The organism is Pseudomonas sp. H3_C08 (assembly GCF_054669455.1).
Genome location: NZ_CP162803.1, coordinates 4,395,102 through 4,414,888, shown reverse-complemented (window position 1 = coordinate 4,414,888; position 19,787 = coordinate 4,395,102). Strand labels below are relative to the sequence as shown.

The following is a 19,787-nucleotide window of genomic DNA, read 5'->3' as shown; positions in this document are numbered from 1 at the left end:
GAGGAGGACGGGTGCCCGTGTGGACGTCAGGTCCATACGGGCACGTGGCGAGGATCAGGTCTTGTCGTTGGAAAAGACCAGGTCTTGCGGGTTGATTCGTATCTGTGGATCGCTGGCCAGCGCCCAGTGTTTCCTTACTGCGTTGTAAACCACCGTACCGATCGTTCCGGCGTCGATTCCGACGTGGGTTACATGAACCCTTGCTGCCAGTTCGTTTCGCTGTTGATGGGCATTGATCTCGGCCAACAGAGCTTCGATATCGGCGTAGCCACGTGCATCGATGACGTAAAGCTGCAGCACTTCAAACAACAGCGACACTTCATAAATATGGCCGGCCGAAGTGGCCACGCTGATGGATTCCACCGGGACGTCGTCTTCGATATCGGGCAATTCGACGGTGACGCTGGCGATGTGCAGACGATTGCCGTCCAGTTGGATGTCGTCGCGGGTGACCGTTTCTTTCATTTTGTCGGTGTACAGCGTCCAGGTTGACGCATCGGCGGTTTTCGCTGCAGCGCCTGGCGTCGAAAGGCGAATGATGGTGTTGCTGGCCAGATGGACATCGTACGTCGAGCTCTGGCCATCGAGTACATAGATGCCGGTGTGCGAACCGGTGTCGATGGTGATGCGACTGGGTTCTGCCGTTATCAGCGGTTTCACGCTGGCCAATGGTCTGACAAAGCGATAGTTGCCATTGCGTTGCTTGAGGCAACTTCGCGTGCTGCGTACGCGGGTGCCGGGGTTTTTTACATCGTCTTCATAATCCAGTGCGGGAACTTGCAGGCGGTAGGAAACCTGGTCCTGCAGCACCAGCACAACATCCTGCTGCAGGCGTGGGGTGGTGACTTTCAGGTTGTTTCTGCCGCTGTAACCGGTGGCTGCCGCGATGGGCTGGACCACACCTTTGAACATGACCAATTTCGACGGCAGGGAGACCGACAGGGTGAAGTCTGTGTAGTACAAGTGGGTCGTCCCAGAGACGCCTTTGCGCACCTGCACCTCATAACTGACCTGCACATCGATGATTTCGGCGTTGTCGAATTCCAGATAAACAGTGCGGGACGTTTCGGCGGTATTGCGCTGGGCAACGAATTCCACCGGACGCTCGGTGCGAGCAACAAAGTGCTGCTTCAAGCCCTGTTCGGCGATCTCGATCATGCCGCCGTTAACGATTTGCGGTGCAGCGGCGGGTTGGCCGATGACGACAACGACGGGGGTTATATCCTGCTGCAGCACCTCACCTGGCTGCTGGGGTAGCTGGACCAGCAGCTCATAGCCATCCTCGGTCTTGAAACGGAAACGGTCATTGTTCAACAGGCGTTTGCCATCGACCCACTGGTAGACATTTTCGAGTGTCAGTACATGTTCCGGGTCGTTACCATCCTTGCCGCGCAATGAGCTGATCACCAGCGCAGTGCCGACGATCTGCCAACGCTGGATGACCTCCGCCGGCCAGCCGAACTCGATCAGACTCGACGCTTCAGCGTCCTCGTTGATGGTCGTGCGGGCGTTGCTGCTGGCGATGTAAAAACGATCTGCGCCGCTGCCGCCGTCCACCCGGCAGTCCACTCCGTAGACGGCAATCGTGTCATCGCCTGCGCCGGCGCTGATGCGGTCGTAGCCATTGGCGGAAATCCGGTTGGCCGCGTCGTTTCCGCTGACGCGGCTGGTGCCTCTGCGCAGGGTCGAGACGTTTTCGATCGACGTGAGCTGCGCGACGTCAACGGCATTTTCCTCAGGATCAAGACCGCGCAGCGCCACCCTGCCACTGTGCAGGTTGATGTCGTGACCGATATGGCGGGTGTCGCTGAGCGGGCGGCTGCCTTCGAAGGCCAGGGTGTCGGCACCTGCGCCGCCGTCCAGCACATTGAGGTGGGCCGGTTTGCTGGTGAGGTTCAATTGCTGCTCGGTAATGTCCTGATAGAACGCATCGTCCCTGTCGCCTCCGGTCAAAGCCTTGTGATCCGCGCGATAAGTGAACAGATTGGGCTTGTCCCGGACCCCGATAACCCGGTCATTGCCGTCACCCAAGCGCCAGAAAATGCCTTTGTCATCACCGGCACTGCCCGACACTTTGCCTTTGAGGTTGGCGGGCAGGCCTTTGCCGGCATCGATCACGTCATCGCCGTCGACAACCACGGCCTGGTTGTCGAGCTTGAACGGTTGTTGGCCAGCGCTTTCGTCCCACTGGTAGCGCCAGATTTCAACGGGCTTCAATTCAACCTGAAAGGCACCGTTGATCACGTGTTCGATGGTGTGTTTGTAGGCGTTCTCCAGCATGTCCTTGGCCGACAACTGCAGTTGTCGCTGGTGGTCCCGATAGCCCTTGGCGAGCTTGAAGCGATCCAGTACGTCCTGGTCCAATTCCTTGTTGGTGAAGGCGAACCAGCCCGAGCGCATGCGTTCTTCAAACGTCAGTTCGATGTAGTCATCGATGTCGTCCACCACTCGGGCGGCCTGGTAGATCATCGAGGCGGCGATAAGCAGTCCGGCGGCGACCAGCCCGACCGGCCCGGCGACGCTGCCAAACCCGGCCAGTGCGGCGACGCCCAGCACCAGGCTGATACCCGCCCCGGCGACGCTAAGACCGCCGCTGACGTAATGATCCTGGGCCTCTTTGCCCTGCGCCGCGGCGGCGGCATTGAACGACTTGATGGCATCGACAATGTCGAAGGGCAAGGTGATGGCGCTGGCGAACATCCCGGCACCGCGGCTCATGTATTTGCCCACCGAGGTCAGCGGGAAATACTTCAGCGCGTTGCCGCCGTTTCTGAGCATGGCCTCACCGGTCTTAGTCAGCCCGCGTTCGATGATCAGTGAGCCGAACTCGGCGGCGATCGAGCCACCCTGGAAAACCGCTTCCAGCGTGTCTCCGTGCTTGATCGCATCAATCATCGCCTTGTAGCCGCTGTAGATGCCGAACGCCTGCATGCCGACCCCGGCGCCGCTCATCAAATAGCTTTTGTTTTTGCTGATCCAGCCCGGGGCATTTTCCAGTGCGTCGGCGCGATGAATATCCAGTTTTTGCGCAGCCTTGCCCAACTGGTTCAGGCGGTCCACCGCGCTGCCGGTGGCAATGGTTATATCGGCGACGAACAGCGGCCCGGCATCGACCGAGCGCTTGCAGGCGATTTCATAAAACAGCATCGCCGCTACATTGCTGTCCGGGTTATCGATGGACAGCAGACGCGCCTGCACCCGGTCTGCATCGAAATTGAGTCCGTCGAGAAAGTGTTGATCCACGCGCTGCATGCCGGCATTCGCCGGGCTGATGGGTTGGCCGTGTACGGTCGCGCCCAAGGCCAGGAGTTCGACGCGGCTGGTGAGTATTTCGCCGATGCGCAAGGGGCCGAAATGTTTGTCGAGGGATTTGAGTGTGCGTCGATAAGGGGCGTCAGCGTCGTCTGGCAACACTGCGTTGAGCGTGCCCGCCGGCGGCGCATGGGGGTTGGCCGAGGCGCTGGCGGGATTGACCTGAACGGCGCTGCTATTGGCGATTTGAAGTGGCGGAGCGATAAGTTTTGACATGTCATTAATCCTTTAATGAAAACGCCTGAGCGGTGTCCCTACCGGTGTGTCACTGATGTCGAGCCGCCGGCGTTGTCGACTCGGGCCAGTGGATGGCGTAGGCGAATTCGTCGCCGTTACCCGACAGACTGAGCACAGGTTTGCCGGCTGCTTCGGCGTTGTCGATCAACTGGTCGTAGGCGAATTTGTTCTCGTGTCCGGCATGGGTGGCGGCTTCGATGCGCTCGGCGTTCGCGCCTGCCTGTTCCTTGAGGTCATCGACCCTCACGGCTTTGCTCAGGTGCGAATTCAGCAGCCAGATACGCTCGGCATCCAGTCCTCTGCGGCTGACTGATATCAGCCCTTCGAAGTCATCGGAGGGAAACCAGGTGGGGGGTGTGTCGCGGGCCGCTGAATTGAAACTCATGTTTTCTTCATGAGGCACCACTTCCAGTTCGCGGGTGTCGAGCACATACAGAAACATTTCCCGCTGACGTGTGCGTGTTGATTCATAGCGGCGATCACGATCCCACGGCACCGGGCTTGTGGCGTCGGACCATTCGGACGATGAGCTGCTCTCGGTATCACTGACATCGCTGCCCGAGGCGCTATCGTCAGCATCCCGCCCCGGGTATTTGCTCGTCTGGCTGTTGAACCGCAAGTACTCGGGGTCAGGCTCCCTTGCGTACACCAGGCCTTCTTTGAGGCTGAAGGTTGCGCTCATCGGCTTATGCGTGGTGGCGCCCGGTTTATGCTGGTAGCGCGGTAGCATGAAGCCGTCATTGGCGAGCTCGAACGGTGTGCGTTCATCGCCACGGAACAGCGCCGGCACGTCGGTGCGGTACAGGCAATTGTTCTTGTTGCGCAGATAGCCGAGTTTGCCCAGCAGCGCTTCGCGCACTGGCGCGGTCATGCTGGTTTCCGGGCTATACCAGTCATGCCGGGCATCGTGCTTGAGGTTAAGTTCCTCGACAGCCTCGCGGCTCAGTTGCTCGAGGCGCTGCGGATGGTCGAGATCGTCGATCAGGTGTTTGTGTGCCTGCGCCCATTGCGGCATTTTCAGTTCGGTCTTCAGGTCCTGTTGCAAGCGGGCCAGCTGGCTGGGCAGCAGGTTATAGGACTGCAGAAATGCTTCGCGCTGTGCAGGATTCATGCTTGGGTGCAGCCAGCGCAGGGTGTCGCGTAGCAAGTCGCGGTGCGGGTTCGTGACTTCGGGAATCGCCCATTGCGGACTCTTGCCGCTGGCTTGGGCTTCGGTGCGAAAACGCACGAGATCCTGGCCATGGATGTTGTACACCTGCCAGATCTCATGGTCTGTCCAATGCTTCAAGAGCGTGGGCTGGGCACCGAATCCGTCTGCGGGCGGATCGACCGGGATCCAGTGACCAAAAGCGTCCATAAAGGCAAATTGCGTGATCGCGTTGTTCGCCCCGAATGCGGGGGCCAGTTCGTAATAGCCTTGGGCATCCGGTGAACGCAGCGATGCCTTGTACAGATTCGAATCGAGGTGGGCGGGTCGAGGCCGTTTCGCGCCGGGGGCGATCCCCGGTTGATCGCCCGGTAGCGGCGCAGGTCGTTTTGTCGAGGCCAAGGCGGGTGCCGGATGCTCCGTCAGGCGCCAGGTCAACCGGCCTTCATTCCGGTACAGCGCCGGTCCGGACGCGGACCGCTCGGTGACCATCTTGCAGCGATAAACCCCATCGGCATCCTGGCCGACATGGGTGGTGCGCAAGTCGCCTTCATATTCGACGTCGACAAACTGTCGTCCGACGATCCAGCGAAAACCGTCATCCTCCGCCGGTTTCATTCCACGCAGGAAGTCGTCACGCAGCCAGTAAGTGTCGGGGGAATTATCGTTTGCGAGGCGGGCAGGGTTCGTCGCCTGCATCGGTTGGATGACCACGGCAGGCGGGGTTCCATCCGCGACCGGCCGGCCGCCAGCGGTGTCAACGGGATTCTGGCCACTCGGCAAACCCGGTAACCGGAAAATCGAAGGGCCACCTGGAGTGAACGGTGTGTCGGTACGCAGGGGCGGGTATGTGCTTGCGTCAGGTTGTTGCGTTGAGCTCTGGGGTGGTTTGCGCGGTGTCTTTGGACTCATGGCGTACTCGAAATCAGTTGATGTATTGAAACCCTCGCTTCGTCAGTTGAATTGATTGTTGGGCAGGCAAGTGCAGGCGGTCTCACTTTAATGGGTGAGAATGTGCCGAAGGGTTTCAAATATGTGGATTTAATCTAACCGGTTTTTCAAGTTATGGAAGGCGCTGGCGTTAGGGTTCGTAATTGATATGTAACTTCGGTTGTTTTTAGTTTGAAGTGTGCGAAGTTGCGGTTTGGTAAATAAGGATTCTTACCGTGGGCGAGTAAGTTTGAATAAGAGAACAGCGCTGCTCTTGTCGGAGAATTCCTAAAAGAGCAGTGCAGAAGGATTAAGGCTTGTGTATCGCCAGATTCAATAGGCGTAACGCAACAAGGTATGAGGCAAGTGCCGCAGGACGAAAAATCCGAACAGCGCCAACATTGCCGGCAGGATCAACCACCAGATCTTGAACGGCATGGGATTGAGTGGGGTTTTACGCTGGCTCAGCCACAGGGCGGCAGCGCAGACACAGGCGGCAAGCATGGCGCCGGCCAGCACGTCGGTTGGCCAATGAGCGCCCAGATAGACCCGCGACAGGGCGATGGAGAGGGCCGGAATACAGGCGATCAGCAACCAGGTCAGGCGCATGCGTGGCGGCTGGCCACGGCCGGCGAGTACCGCCAGGGTCAGAAACAGTGCAAACGAACCTGAGGCATGACCACTGGGCATGCTGTAAGTGGTCAGTGGGTCGGTCAGCACTTCCGGACGCACCCGGGCGAAGAAGTATTTGGTCCCGGTGTTGGCCAATGCGGTCACCAGCAGCGTACCGCCAACGAAGATCGCATGACGCCATTGCCGGCACACCAGCAACAGGCCGGTCAGCAGGACGCTGAACAGCAGCATGTTGCGGAACTCACCGATCAGGGTGAGTGTGACCGCAATTTCATCCAGCATTGGCTGGCGATGTTCCTGCACCAGTGTCATCACCCCTTGATCGAGCGCTGTCAGGTACGGATAGCCGATGAACAGACCAATCAGAATCAACAGGCTCATGCTGCTGATCCAGATGGTCGCGCGACGGTGGCGACGCAGGCTGCTGTTCACGCTGAGACCGACCATTGCGGCGATGCTGCCAGCGACAATGCCGGCCTCCAGCCAGAACCCTTCAGGCAATGGCAGGCGGAAGGCCGCGCCGGTGGCCCAGCCCGGCAGCAGATAGGCGAGACTCCAGCCGGCGGCCGCCAGCAGGCTGACAGCGGCGAAACGCGGGAAAGGCATGTCGCACATGCCGGCGACCATGGGCAGCATCGGTCGCAATGGCCCGATGAAACGACCGACCAGCAGACTGGCGATGCCGTAGCGCTGGAAATACGACTCGGCACTGGCCATCCATTCCGGATGATGCCGTAGCCCCGGCAGGCGCCGAATGTTCTGGTGGAAATGGCGACCGAGGAAGTACGAAACGGCATCGCCGAGAATCCCGCCAAGAAAGCCCAGCAACAATGTCTCGCTCAATGACAGGGCACCGCTGCCGGCCAGCACGGCGACGGCAAACAGCAGCACGGTGCCCGGCACGATCAAACCGGCAATCGCCAGGCATTCCACAAAGGCCACAATGAAAACAGCAGCCGCCAGCCATTGTGGATTGGCTGCCAGCCAACCGGTAATGCTATCGAGCCATGGGCCCATACAGAAAAACTCCAAATCATTAATGGCCTCCTGTAGGAGCAGCCTTCGGCAGCTCCTACATGAGTGTGTGGTTACAGCAGAAAATAATCCCGGCCTTCGACCTGACCCCGTCGCAGCGGGTTCCGCGTGCACCATTGCGCGTAAGTCGCATCGACGAAGCGGTACATCAAGTGTTCGTCCCGGCCGTGGGGGATGCCCAGGCGTGTTGTCTGGATAATGTGCGAAGGTGCCGGCCCGGTGTCTTCTACCAGAAGGACTTCATGATCAAAACGCTTGGCATCCCACACCGGCACCTTCAGACCCAGCGCTTTGCACAGCAGGGTTTGCCCGGCGCAGAGCTTTTGCGAAAGCCGCGCACGTCCCTGCGCGTCGGGATTGTTCAGCAGCATCTGCGCCAGACTCGCCGGACCGCTGATTTCATCGACCCACGGATAGGCGGATTTGATCAGTACCGCATTGCCCGGCCCCTGCGCACTGAAATTCAGCGAATCACCGCCACGGGCGTAATACATATAGATGTGGCCGCCATCCAGAAACAAAGCCTTACGCTTTTCTGTGTAGCCCAACGAGGCGTGGCTGCCTTTTTCTGCGCAGTAATAGGCTTCGGTTTCGATGATTCGCGCGCTCAGCCACAGATCGCCGACCCGGTGACGAATGACTTTGCCGAGCAGATCCTGCGCCAGCACTTGCGCATCACGGTCGAAAAAGGCGTCCGGCAGCCCTAGCGGCAGGCGTTCGGCGCGGTTGCGAACGGTCAGGTTGGACATGGCAGGCAATGTTTATCCAGGCTCAGGAGGTCGTGATGATAACAACGCGCGGCTTAATTGGGCCTGAACGCCGGCGAATCCGCGTTCATTTCGACCATCCGCCCGTCACCGCTGTTAGTCCCGGGACGCGACAGCTATAATCTGCCGCTTTCCTCTTTGCCAAGACCCCAGCAGACCATGACTGAGTCCGTTCTTGACTACATGACCCGATTGGGTCGCGCCGCCCGCGAAGCCTCCCGGGTCATCGGCCGTGCCAGCACCGCGCAGAAAAACCGCGCCTTGCAGGCTGCTGCCAATGCCTTGGACGCCGCGCGCGCCGAGCTTGCCGCCGCCAATGAGCAGGATCTGGCTGCCGGTCGCGCCAATGGTCTGGAACCGGCACTGCTGGAGCGTCTGGAACTGACCCCGGCGCGCATCGACGGCATGATCGTCGGTTTGCGGCAGGTCGCTGCACTGCCGGATCCGGTCGGTGCGATCCGTGATATGAGCTTCCGTCCGTCGGGCATTCAGGTCGGCAAGATGCGCGTGCCGCTGGGCGTGATCGGAATCATCTACGAATCCCGACCCAACGTGACCATCGATGCTGCCAGCCTGTGCCTGAAGTCCGGCAACGCGACCATCCTGCGCGGTGGCTCTGAAGCGATTCATTCCAACCGGGCGATTGCCGCCTGCATTCAGCGCGGTCTGGCCGAGGCCGAATTGCCGGCTGCCGTGGTGCAAGTGGTTGAAACCACAGACCGTGCCGCCGTTGGCGCGATGATCACCATGCCCGAGTACGTCGACGTGATCGTGCCGCGCGGTGGCCGTGGCCTGATCGAGCGCATCAGCCGCGACGCGCGCGTGCCGGTGATCAAGCACCTGGACGGTATCTGCCACGTTTACGTCAGTGCCCACGCCGATCTGCCGAAAGCTCAACGCATTGCTTTCAACGCCAAGACTTATCGCTACGGCATCTGCGGTGCGATGGAAACCTTGCTGGTCGATCAAACTGTTGCCAAGGATTTCCTGCCGTCGATGGCCGCCCAGTTCCGCGAAAAAGGCGTCGAACTGCGCGGCTGCGAGCGCACCCGGGCGATCATCGAAGCCGTTGCCGCCAGCGAAGACGACTGGAACACCGAGTACCTGGCGCCGATTCTGTCGATTCGCGTCGTCGACGGTCTGGATCAGGCTATCGAACACATCAACCATTACGGCTCCCATCACACCGATTCGATTGTCAGCGAAAACCTCGCCGATACCCGCCGCTTTGTGGCGGAAGTCGACTCGGCCTCGGTGATGATCAACACGCCGACGTGCTTTGCCGATGGATTTGAATACGGATTGGGTGCCGAGATCGGCATTTCTACTGATAAGCTGCACGCCCGCGGCCCGGTGGGTCTCGAAGGACTGACCTGCGAGAAGTACGTTGTGGTCGGTGATGGCCAGTTGCGCGGCCAGGCGACGGTTTGACTTGACCGGCCTCGACCTGACAGCGCCGCAAACCGGCAACGAGTCCCGCCCCCGGCGCATTGGCGTCCTGGGCGGCACGTTCGACCCGGTGCACATCGGCCATTTGCGCGGTGGGCTGGAAGTCGCCGAAGCGCTGGCGCTCGATGAGTTGCGCCTGATGCCGAACGCGCGGCCGCCTCATCGCGGTACGCCGCAGGTCTCGGCGCAGGATCGGCTGGCGATGGTCGAATGTGCGGTGGCCGGATTGCCGCCGCTGGTGGTGGACGCCCGCGAATTGCAGCGGGACAAACCGTCCTGGACTATTGATACCCTGGAGTCGATGCGCGCTGAAATGCCCGCCGAGACCCAGGTTTTTCTGCTTTTGGGCTGGGACGCATTTTGCGGCCTGCCCACTTGGCACCGCTGGGAAGAGTTGCTCCAGCATTGCCATATCCTGGTGCTACAGCGCCCGGACGCCGACAGCGAACCGCCGGATGCCTTGCGCAACCTGCTGGCAGCGCGTTCGGTGAGCGACCCGCTGGCCCTGAAAGGGCCGAGCGGACAGATTGCATTCGTCTGGCAGACACCGCTCGCGGTTTCCGCCACCCAGATCCGTCAACTGCTGGCCAGCGGTAAGTCGGTACGTTTCCTGGTGCCCGACGCGGTCCTGGCCTACATCGATGCGCACGGTCTGTACCGTGCGTCGAACTGAACAAGGCGTGCTTCACTGATACGAATCCACGTGTCGCCAAGCCGCCGAATATACGAGCAAAACGAGTTTTATATGACTGACAAAGACCAAACCAAAGTAAAGCGCAAAGGCACATTCAAGAGCGCCCCGCTGCCAGAACCGGTCAACACCAATGAGCCGCTGAAAGGCGACGAGCTGGTCAAACTGGCCGTGGCTGCCCTGGAAGACGTCAAGGCACAAGACATCCAGATCATCGATGTTCGCGACAAGCAGAGCATCACTGACTACATGATCATCGCCACCGGTACTTCCAACCGCCAGATCAACGCGATGCTCGACAAGGTTCGCGAAGAAGTCAAAAAGCAGGGCGCCAAGCCGCTGGGCGAAGAAGGCAAGGGCGACAGTGACTGGGTGCTGCTCGACCTGGACCTGGTGATCGTGCACATGATGACCGCCTCGGCACGTCAGTTCTACGACCTGGAACGCCTGTGGGCCGGTGCCGAGCAAAGCCGCGCGGCCGACGCCAAGCATCACAGCCCGGAAAACACCCACGAGCATTTCACCAAGCTCAACAAAGACCAGCTGTAAGGGGTTGCTGTGCGACTGCGCCTGATCGCCGTCGGTTCACGCATGCCCAAGTGGGTGGAAGAAGGCTGGCATGAATATGCCAAGCGTCTTCCGTCCGAGCTGGCGCTGGAACTGGTGGAAATACCGCTCAATACCCGTGGCAAGAATGCCGACGTGGCCCGATTCATCCGCCAGGAAGGCGAAGCCATGCTGGCCAAGGTCGGGCCGAACGAGCGGATCGTCACGCTGGAAGTCCACGGCAAACCCTGGAGCACCGAGCAGTTGGCGGTCGAACTCGACCGTTGGCGGCTGGATTCGCGCACGGTCAATTTCATGGTCGGTGGCCCGGAAGGGCTGGCGCCTGAAGTCTGCGCCCGTGCCGATCAGCGCTGGTCGTTGTCGCCGCTGACGTTGCCGCACCCGTTGGTGCGGATCCTGATCGGCGAACAGTTGTATCGTGCCTGGACCGTGTTGTCCGGTCACCCTTACCACAAGTAATCCAGCCCACATGTCTCAGCCGATCCGCATCAAGGACCACGAAAAGGACGCACGCCTGGTGCGTAGCCGCGTCGTGTTCGGGGCCATTGCGATCATGTTGCTGATCGGCGTGTTGATCGCGCGGCTGTATTACTTGCAGGTGATCCAGTACGAGTACCACTCGACGCTCTCGGAAAACAACCGTGTCCATGTGCAGCCAATTCCACCGACCCGTGGGTTGATTTTCGACCGCAACGGCGTGGTGGTGGCGGACAACCGTCCAAGCTTCAGCCTGAGCATGACCCGCGAGCGCTCCGGCGACTGGCAGCAAGTGCTCGACGTCATCGTCGAAGTGCTGGAGCTGACGCCTGAGGACCGGGTGATCTTCGAGAAACGCATGCGTCAGGGGCGCCGACCGTTCGAGCCGGTGCCGATCCTGTTCGAGCTGACCGAGGAGCAGATCGCCCGGATTGCGGTGAACCAGTTCCGGCTGCCCGGCGTAGAAGTGGTGGCGCAGCTGGTTCGTCACTATCCGCAGGGCGCGCACTTTGCGCACTCGGTCGGCTACATGGGGCGGATCAACGAGAAAGAGCTGAAGACCCTCGATCCGGTCAACTACAGCGGCACCCACCACATTGGCAAGACCGGCATCGAGCGTTTCTACGAGCCGGAATTGCACGGTCAGGTCGGTTACGAAGAAGTCGAAACCAACGCCCGCGGCCGCGTCTTGCGCGTGCTCAAACGCACTGATCCGATTCCCGGCAAGGACATTGTTCTGAGCCTGGACATCAAGTTGCAGGAAGCCGCGGAGGCTGCGCTCGGTGGACGTCGTGGTGCGGTAGTTGCGCTCGATCCGAAGACCGGCGAAGTGCTGGCGATGGTCAGTCAGCCGAGTTTCGACCCGAACCTGTTCGTCACCGGGATCAGCTTCAAGGCCTATGCCGAGTTGCGTGATTCCATCGACCGGCCGCTCTTCAACCGCGTGTTGCGCGGTCTGTACCCGCCGGGCTCGACGATCAAACCGGCGGTGGCAATTGCTGGCCTTGATTCCGGTGTGGTCACTGCGTCGAGCCGGGTATTCGACCCTGGCTACTACATGCTGCCCAACTATGACCACAAGTACCGTAACTGGAACCGTACCGGTGACGGTTTCGTCGACCTCGACACGGCGATCATGCGGTCCAACGACACCTACTTCTATGACCTGGCCCACAAGCTCGGCATCGATCGGCTGTCGGCTTACATGAACAAGTTCGGCATCGGCCAGAAGGTCTCGCTGGACATGTTCGAAGAATCCCCAGGTCTGATGCCGTCCCGCGAGTGGAAGCGGGCGACGCGCAAGCAGGCGTGGTTCCCCGGCGAAACCCTGATCCTCGGGATCGGCCAGGGCTACATGCAATCGACTCCGCTGCAGTTGGCACAAGCCACAGCGCTGGTGGCCAACAAAGGCGTGTGGAACCGTCCGCACCTGGCCAAATCCCTCGAAGGGGTGAAGCCGGTGGATGAAAACCCGATGCCGGACATTGTCCTGCGTGATCCGTCGGACTGGACCAAGGTCAACCACGGCATGCAGCAGGTCATGCACGGTGCCCGTGGTACCGCGCGCAAAGCGGCGATCGGCGCGCAATACCGCATCGCCGGCAAGTCGGGTACCGCGCAGGTCGTGGCGATCAAACAGGGCGAGAAGTACGACCGTTCCAAGGTTCAGGAGCGCCACCGCGACCACGCCTTGTTCGTCGGTTTTGCTCCGGCCGACGATCCACGCATCGTCGTATCGGTGATGGTCGAGAACGGTGAGTCCGGTTCCGGCGTTGCCGCGCCGGTGGTGCGCCAGGTCATGGATGCCTGGCTGCTCGATCAGGACGGACGTTTGAAGGCCGAATACGCCAGCCCAATCAGTGCGGAGGCTACGGCCCGTGATGAATAACTTTGATCGCATGCTCTCCAGTGAGGATGTGATGCGTCGCCGCGCGACGCTGCTGCAAAGACTGCATATCGATGGCCCGTTGTTGATCCTGCTGCTGATCCTCGCCGCCGGTAGCCTGTTCGTGCTGTATTCGGCCAGTGGCAAAAGCTGGGATCTGCTGGCCAAACAGGCCACTTCGTTCGGTATCGGTCTGGTGTCGATGATCGTCATCGCCCAGTTCGAACCGCGCTTCATGGCCCGTTGGGTACCGCTCGGTTATGTGATTGGCGTGGTGCTGCTGATGGTGGTGGACATCATGGGCCACAACGCCATGGGCGCGACGCGCTGGATCAACATCCCCGGGGTTATCCGCTTCCAGCCTTCGGAGTTCATGAAGATCCTGATGCCGGCGACCATCGCTTGGTATCTGTCCAAGCGCACGTTGCCGCCGCAACTCAAGCATGTCGGCATCAGCCTGATGCTGATCGGTGTGCCGTTCATCCTGATCGTCCGTCAGCCTGACCTCGGCACTTCGCTGCTGATTCTCGCCGGTGGTGCGTTCGTGCTGTTCATGGGCGGGTTGCGCTGGCGCTGGATTCTCAGCGTGCTGGCGGCGGCGATCCCGGTGTCGGTGGCGATGTGGTTTTTCATCATGCACGACTACCAGAAGCAGCGAATCCTGACCTTCCTCGACCCGGAAAGCGATCCGCTCGGCACCGGCTGGAACATCATTCAGTCGAAAGCCGCGATCGGTTCCGGCGGCGTGTTCGGCAAGGGCTGGCTGCTCGGCACCCAGTCGCACCTGGACTTCCTGCCGGAAAGCCACACCGACTTCATCATTGCCGTACTCGGCGAAGAGTTCGGTCTGGTCGGTATCTGCGCGCTGTTGCTGATCTATCTGTTGCTGATTGGCCGGGGGCTGGTGATTACCGCTCAAGCCCAGACGCTGTTCGGCAAATTGCTCGCCGGCGCGTTGACCATGACGTTTTTTGTTTACGTTTTCGTCAACATCGGTATGGTCAGTGGCCTGTTGCCGGTTGTAGGGGTGCCGTTGCCGTTCATTAGCTACGGAGGAACTTCGCTGGTGACGCTGCTGTCAGCGTTTGGGGTTTTGATGTCGATCCATACCCATCGCAAGTGGATCGCACAGGTTTGAATAAGGTGAAGAGTTCAATGCAAGTTATGCGTGGCTGGGCGACTCGATGCGCGCCATTGGTAGGCCTGATGGGCCTGCTGGGCAGCGTGCAGGAAGCGCTGGCCGGCGAATACGAAGGCTCGCCGCAGGTGGCCGAGTTCGTCGGTGAAATGACCCGCGACTACGGTTTTGCTGGTGAGCAGCTGATGGCGGTGTTCCGCGAAGCTCAGCGCAAGCAGGCGATTCTCGACGCCATTTCCAGGCCTGCCGAGCGGGTCAAGCAGTGGAAAGAATACCGTCCGATGTTCATCACCGACGCGCGTATCGCCCGTGGTGTGGACTTCTGGCGTCAGCACGAGGCCACCCTGGCCCGGGCCGAGCAGGAATACGGCGTGCCGGCACAAGTCATCGTGTCGATCATCGGCGTTGAAACCTTTTTCGGACGTAATACCGGTAATTACCGGGTGATCGATGCCTTGTCGACGCTCGGTTTCGACTATCCTCCCCGTGCCGAATTTTTCCGCAAGGAACTGCGTGAGTTCCTGCTGCTGGCGCGTGAAGAGCAGGTCGATCCATTGACCCTCAAAGGCTCGTACGCCGGGGCCATGGGCCTGCCGCAGTTCATGCCGAGCAGCTTTCGCGCCTATGCGGTGGATTTCGACGGTGACGGCCACATCAATATCTGGAACAACCCGGATGATGCGATCGGCAGCGTCGCGAGTTATTTCAAGCGTCACGGCTGGGTCGCCGGTGAGCCGGTGGTCAGCCGTGCCGATGTCCGCGGCGAGCAGGTCGATGAAGGCCTGACCACCGGCATTGAGCCGACGAAAACCGTTGGAGAGTTGCGGGCGCTGGGCTGGTCAAGTCATGATGCGCTGCGCGATGATATGCCGGTTACTGCATTTCGCCTCGAAGGCGACAACGGCCCTGAATACTGGATGGGCCTGAAGAATTTCTACGCGATCACGCGTTATAACCGCAGCGTGATGTACGCCATGGCCGTACATCAACTGTCTGAACAGCTGGTACAAGCACGGGGCGTCAAGTAATGCGGGCATTGCCTAACAATAAACCCCTGAAGCTGGTGGCATTCGCTGCGTTGGCGGTGCTGGTCGCCAGTTGCTCGACCAGCCGTTCGCCGACTCAGAAAACCACCACGACCGCTGTGCGTGCCCAGCCGGGCCTGGACATCAACCGTGCGCATAAAGATGGCGCGCCGTGGTGGGACGTCGATGTGTCGCGCATCCCGGACGCCACGCCGACCCTGCACACCGGTCCGTACAAGGCCAACCCGTACACGGTGCTGGGCAAGACCTACTTCCCGCTGCAGGAATCGAAGACCTACGTGGCTTCGGGCACGGCGTCCTGGTACGGCACCAAGTTTCACGGTCAGAACACGGCCAACGGCGAGGTCTACGACCTTTACGGCATGAGTGCCGCCCACAAGACATTGCCACTGCCAAGTTACGTTCGGGTGACCAACCTGGACAACAACAAGAGCGTGATCCTGCGGGTCAACGACCGTGGGCCGTTCTATTCCGACCGTATCATCGACCTGTCCTATGCTGCGGCGAAGAAGCTCGGTTATGCCGAAATCGGCACCGCGCGGGTCAAGGTCGAAGGCATCGATCCTCAGCAATGGTGGGCCGCCAAGGGCCGTCCGGCGCCTTTGATGCTCAACGAGCCGCAAGTCGCGCAGAATAGCGCCCCGGTGATCACGGCCTCGGCCGGCACCGTCGAGCAATGGACGCCACCACCGCAGCAACATGCCTCCGACACCGTCCCTGTGCCGATGAGTGCAAAAAAACGCTTCTGCACCAGCGTCTGGCCAGTATCTGCAGGTGGGCGCGTTCGCCAACCCGGACGCTGCAGAACTGCTGAGGTCGAAGCTCAGCGGGATGGTGAGCGCTCCGGTGTTCATCAGCTCGATCGTGCGCAATCAACAGACCCTGCACCGGGTTCGCCTGGGGCCGATCGGCTCGCCGGGTGAAATTGCCCAGGTGCAGAACAGCGTGCGCCTGGCCAACCTTGGTTCGCCAAGTGTGGTCACCGAGTAATACGTAGAACTTGATTGACGGTTCACTTGCGGTATCGGGGGGTGAACCAGGTTGTTGGCTCGTCGAAGAACAAAAGCCCGGCAAGGGTGACTGGAGTGAGCAACTGAACACGCGATGACTCGTTAGAAAGTCATCTGATTAAATTTTGTCCGCAAGGACAGTTTCCATTAGCGATTTCGAGAGACGGATGAACATCACCACCTTTGCCAAACGCCTGTGTCTGCTAGTCCCGCTGCTCCTCTCGCCAGCCGCCTTCGCGGCCGAGATGATGCCGTCGCCACCGCAACTGGCTGCCAAGGCCTACGTTCTGATGGATGCCAGCAGCGGCAACGTACTGGTCGAGAACAATGGCGACCAGCGTCTGCCACCGGCCAGCCTGACCAAGCTGATGACCGCTTACATCGCGACCCTGGAAATCCGTCGCGGCCAGATCGGTGAAAACGATCCGGTGACCGTCAGCGAAAACGCCTGGCGCACCGGCGGTTCGCGGATGTTCATCAAAGTCGGCTCGCAGGTGACTGTCAGCGACCTGCTGCACGGCATCATCATCCAGTCCGGCAACGACGCCAGCGTGGCGCTGTCCGAGCACATCGCCGGCAGCGAAGACGCGTTCGCCGACCTGATGAACAAGACTGTGACTGATCTGGGCATGACCAATTCCCACTTCATGAACCCGACCGGTCTGCCAAACCCGGAGCACTACTCGTCGGCTCACGACATGGCGATCCTGGCCCGTGCGATCATCCACGAAGACCCGGCTCACTACGCGATCTACTCGCAGAAAGAGTTCTTCTGGAACGGCATCAAGCAGCCTAACCGCAACCTGCTGCTGTGGCGCGACAAGACCGTTGACGGTCTGAAAACCGGTCACACCGACGAAGCCGGCTACTGCATGGTGTCCTCGGCTGTACGTGACGGCCAGCGTCTGATCGCCGTGGTGTTCGGCACCAACAGCGAAGTGGCACGCGCCGCTGAGACCCAGAAGCTGCTGACTTACGGTTTCCGCTTCTTCGAAACCCAGACCTTCTATCAGAAGGGCACCGAACTGGCTCAGGCCCCGGTGTGGAAAGGCACCACCAATCAAGTCAAGGCCGGCCTGGCTGAAGACCTGACCATGACCCTGCCAAAAGGCCAGCTGAAAAAGCTTGCTGCGAGCATGACCATGAACCCGCAACTGACCGCGCCAATCGCCAAGGGCGACGTGATCGGTAAAGTCGAAGTCAAACTGGAAGACAAGGTCGTGCACAGCGCTGACCTGATCGCTCTGGATGGCGTCGAGGAGGGTGGTATCTTCCGCCGCATGTGGGATAGCATCCGTCTATTCTTCTACGGCTTGTTCAACTGATTTGTGTTGACCTGCATGGCCCCGCCCCGACCTGGTGCGGGGCCATGCGCGTTATCACGGCTTGCGCTCAAGAGGCCGTTACGCCATGACCGATACCGAAGTAAAGGCGCCAAAGATCGAATTTCCCCAGGTTGATTATCCGGTTAAGGTAATCAGCGACACGGGGGTTGGCCACAAAGACAAGATCATCGAAATCGTGAAGAAATTCGCGAAGATCAATGATGAGCGTGTCGACGAGCGTTCGAGCAGCAACGGCAAATACACCACCATTCAGTTACACATCGTCGCGACCGATCAGGATCAGCTGTACAACATCAACAGCGAACTGCGGGCGACCGGCTTCGTGCACATGGTGTTGTGATGTCGGGCACGCTGGGCTTTCGTGAGCTCGGCCAGATGGCTTACGAGCCGGTCTGGCATGCCATGCAACGCTTCACCAACGAACGCGGCAGCGATGCCGCCGACGAAATCTGGCTCGTCGAGCACCCACCGGTGTTCACTCAAGGCCAGGCCGGCAAGGCCGAACACTTGTTGCTTCCGGGAGATATTCCGGTGGTGCAGGTCGATCGCGGCGGGCAGGTGACTTATCATGGCCCCGGCCAGTTGGTCGCCTATCTGCTGCTGGATGTACGCAAGCTGGGTTTCGGCGTGCGCGATCTGGTCAGCCGCATGGAGCTTTGCCTGATTGAACTGCTGGCCAGCTACGGCGTAATCGCTGCCGCCAAGCCAGACGCTCCCGGCGTGTACGTCAATGGAGCGAAAATCGCTTCTCTGGGTTTGCGGATTCGCCACGGTTGTTCCTTTCATGGCCTGGCCCTGAACGTGGATATGAACCTGGAACCGTTTCGACGGATTAATCCCTGCGGCTATGCCGGGCTGGCGATGACCCAGCTGAGCGACCACGCAGGATCGATTGAATTTGCCGAGGTAAGTGCCCGGCTGCGCGCGCAGCTCGTCAAACACCTCGACTATGCTGAGCAGACGACCCTGACGGGCGGAATCGACTGATATGACTACTGATGCAGTGCAAACCATGATCCCGACGCTCGACGTGACCGAGCGCCCGGCCCCGCGTCCCAAGGTAGAAGCCGGCGTCAAGCTGCGCGGCGCCGAGAAGGTTGCACGCATCCCGGTAAAGATCATTCCGACCACCGAACTGCCGAAGAAACCTGACTGGATTCGTGTGCGTATCCCGGTTTCGCCGGAAGTCGACCGGATCAAGAGCCTGCTGCGCAAGCACAAGCTGCACAGCGTCTGCGAAGAAGCATCCTGCCCGAACCTTGGCGAGTGCTTCTCCGGCGGCACCGCGACCTTCATGATCATGGGCGACATCTGCACCCGTCGCTGCCCGTTCTGCGACGTCGGCCACGGTCGTCCGAAGCCACTGGACGTCAATGAGCCGGAAAGCCTGGCCATCGCCATTGCCGACCTCAAGCTCAAGTACGTGGTGATCACTTCGGTTGACCGCGACGACCTGCGCGACGGCGGTGCCCAGCACTTTGCCGACTGCATCCGCGAAATCCGCAAACTGTCGCCGAACGTGCAGCTGGAAACTCTGGTTCCGGACTACCGTGGTCGCATGGATGTCGCGCTGGAAATCACCGCGGCCGAGCCGCCGGATGTGTTCAACCACAACCTGGAAACCGTGCCGCGCCTCTACAAGGCAGCGCGCCCAGGTTCGGATTACCAGTGGTCGCTGACCTTGCTGCAACGCTTCAAGCAGATGATGCCGCATATTCCGACCAAATCCGGCTTGATGCTGGGTCTGGGTGAGACCGACGAGGAAGTCATCGAAGTCATGAAGCGCATGCGCGAACATGACATCGACATGCTGACCCTCGGCCAGTACCTGCAACCGTCCCGTAGTCACTTGCCGGTGCAGCGCTTTGTGCACCCGGACACCTTCGCCTGGTTCGCCGAGGAAGGTTACAAGATGGGCTTCAAAAACGTTGCCTCGGGGCCGCTGGTGCGTTCTTCATACCACGCCGACGAGCAAGCGAAGCTGGTCAAGGCTGAGCTGCTGGGTTCCTGATCCGGCGCTGAATGAAAAAATGCCCGCCGAGGTTTTAACGCCCGGCGGGCATTTTTTTGCCCGGATTACCTTCGCTGCTGATTTTTCCTTCAATCCACGGCGTGGC

15 protein-coding genes and 1 pseudogene are annotated in these 19,787 nt (G+C 60.2%); 12 read left to right on the top strand and 4 right to left on the bottom strand.

What is annotated here, in order from left to right; all coding sequences use genetic code 11:
* Positions 1 to 54: 54 nt before the first annotated feature.
* The 4 genes from AB4N74_RS20160 to AB4N74_RS20145 form a co-directional block, all read right to left on the bottom strand.
* Positions 55 to 3,528 carry a calcium-binding protein gene (locus AB4N74_RS20160; RefSeq protein WP_460097032.1) on the bottom strand — a complete coding sequence of 1,158 codons (3,474 nt, stop codon included), beginning with the start codon at positions 3,526 to 3,528 and terminating at the stop codon, positions 55 to 57.
* Positions 3,529 to 3,577: 49 nt separating this feature from the next.
* On the bottom strand, positions 3,578 to 5,410 hold the full coding sequence (locus AB4N74_RS20155) for a hypothetical protein (protein ID WP_460097030.1): 1,833 nt from the start codon (positions 5,408 to 5,410) through the stop codon (positions 3,578 to 3,580).
* Between the two features lie 549 nt (positions 5,411 to 5,959).
* Positions 5,960 to 7,276: a bifunctional DedA family/phosphatase PAP2 family protein gene (locus AB4N74_RS20150; protein ID WP_093434568.1), complete on the bottom strand. Its 1,317-nt coding sequence runs from the start codon at positions 7,274 to 7,276 to the stop codon at positions 5,960 to 5,962.
* A gap of 71 nt (positions 7,277 to 7,347) precedes the next feature.
* The gene (locus tag AB4N74_RS20145) at positions 7,348 to 8,043 is read right to left on the bottom strand and encodes a DNA-3-methyladenine glycosylase (RefSeq protein ID WP_427119856.1); all 696 of its coding nucleotides are present in this window, start codon (positions 8,041 to 8,043) and stop codon (positions 7,348 to 7,350) included.
* Between the two features lie 177 nt (positions 8,044 to 8,220).
* Here AB4N74_RS20145 and AB4N74_RS20140 point away from each other — a divergent pair, with 177 nt between their 5' ends.
* The 12 genes and pseudogenes from AB4N74_RS20140 to lipA all read left to right on the top strand — a co-directional run bounded on the left by AB4N74_RS20140 (position 8,221) and on the right by lipA (position 19,681).
* Positions 8,221 to 9,492: a glutamate-5-semialdehyde dehydrogenase gene (locus AB4N74_RS20140; RefSeq protein ID WP_099759364.1), complete on the top strand. Its 1,272-nt coding sequence runs from the start codon at positions 8,221 to 8,223 to the stop codon at positions 9,490 to 9,492.
* Positions 9,461 to 10,183, top strand: coding sequence for a nicotinate-nucleotide adenylyltransferase (gene nadD, locus AB4N74_RS20135; RefSeq protein WP_093434574.1), 723 nt, complete (start codon positions 9,461 to 9,463; stop codon positions 10,181 to 10,183). Before AB4N74_RS20140 ends, nadD begins: the two co-directional genes overlap by 32 nt.
* Before the next feature lie 72 nt (positions 10,184 to 10,255).
* Positions 10,256 to 10,750 (top strand): ribosome silencing factor, encoded by a 495-nt coding sequence (gene rsfS, locus AB4N74_RS20130; RefSeq protein ID WP_016986117.1) that lies wholly within the window; start codon positions 10,256 to 10,258, stop codon positions 10,748 to 10,750.
* 9 nt (positions 10,751 to 10,759) lie between these two features.
* Positions 10,760 to 11,227, top strand: coding sequence for a 23S rRNA (pseudouridine(1915)-N(3))-methyltransferase RlmH (gene rlmH, locus AB4N74_RS20125; protein ID WP_003185785.1), 468 nt, complete (start codon positions 10,760 to 10,762; stop codon positions 11,225 to 11,227).
* 10 nt (positions 11,228 to 11,237) lie between these two features.
* Positions 11,238 to 13,133 carry a penicillin-binding protein 2 gene (gene mrdA, locus AB4N74_RS20120; RefSeq protein WP_093434576.1) on the top strand — a complete coding sequence of 632 codons (1,896 nt, stop codon included), beginning with the start codon at positions 11,238 to 11,240 and terminating at the stop codon, positions 13,131 to 13,133.
* 31 nt (positions 13,134 to 13,164) lie between these two features.
* Complete coding sequence (gene rodA / locus AB4N74_RS20115; RefSeq protein ID WP_175559619.1) at positions 13,165 to 14,268, top strand: rod shape-determining protein RodA; 1,104 nt, start codon at positions 13,165 to 13,167, stop codon at positions 14,266 to 14,268.
* Between the two features lie 17 nt (positions 14,269 to 14,285).
* Entirely contained in the window at positions 14,286 to 15,296 is a 1,011-nt protein-coding gene (gene mltB, locus AB4N74_RS20110) for a lytic murein transglycosylase B (protein WP_093434581.1), read from the top strand.
* A pseudogene (locus tag AB4N74_RS20105) lies at positions 15,296 to 16,304 on the top strand (septal ring lytic transglycosylase RlpA family protein). The gene mltB and the pseudogene AB4N74_RS20105 overlap by 1 nt, the downstream one beginning before the upstream one ends.
* A gap of 187 nt (positions 16,305 to 16,491) precedes the next feature.
* Positions 16,492 to 17,649 carry a D-alanyl-D-alanine carboxypeptidase family protein gene (locus AB4N74_RS20100; protein WP_038361911.1) on the top strand — a complete coding sequence of 386 codons (1,158 nt, stop codon included), beginning with the start codon at positions 16,492 to 16,494 and terminating at the stop codon, positions 17,647 to 17,649.
* 85 nt (positions 17,650 to 17,734) lie between these two features.
* Entirely contained in the window at positions 17,735 to 18,010 is a 276-nt protein-coding gene (locus tag AB4N74_RS20095) for a DUF493 domain-containing protein (RefSeq protein WP_008087908.1), read from the top strand.
* The gene (lipB, locus tag AB4N74_RS20090; RefSeq protein ID WP_320336278.1) at positions 18,010 to 18,657 is read left to right on the top strand and encodes a lipoyl(octanoyl) transferase LipB; all 648 of its coding nucleotides are present in this window, start codon (positions 18,010 to 18,012) and stop codon (positions 18,655 to 18,657) included. Before AB4N74_RS20095 ends, lipB begins: the two co-directional genes overlap by 1 nt.
* A gap of 25 nt (positions 18,658 to 18,682) precedes the next feature.
* Complete coding sequence (gene lipA / locus AB4N74_RS20085) at positions 18,683 to 19,681, top strand: lipoyl synthase (RefSeq protein ID WP_161986515.1); 999 nt, start codon at positions 18,683 to 18,685, stop codon at positions 19,679 to 19,681.
* Positions 19,682 to 19,787: the final 106 nt, after the last annotated feature.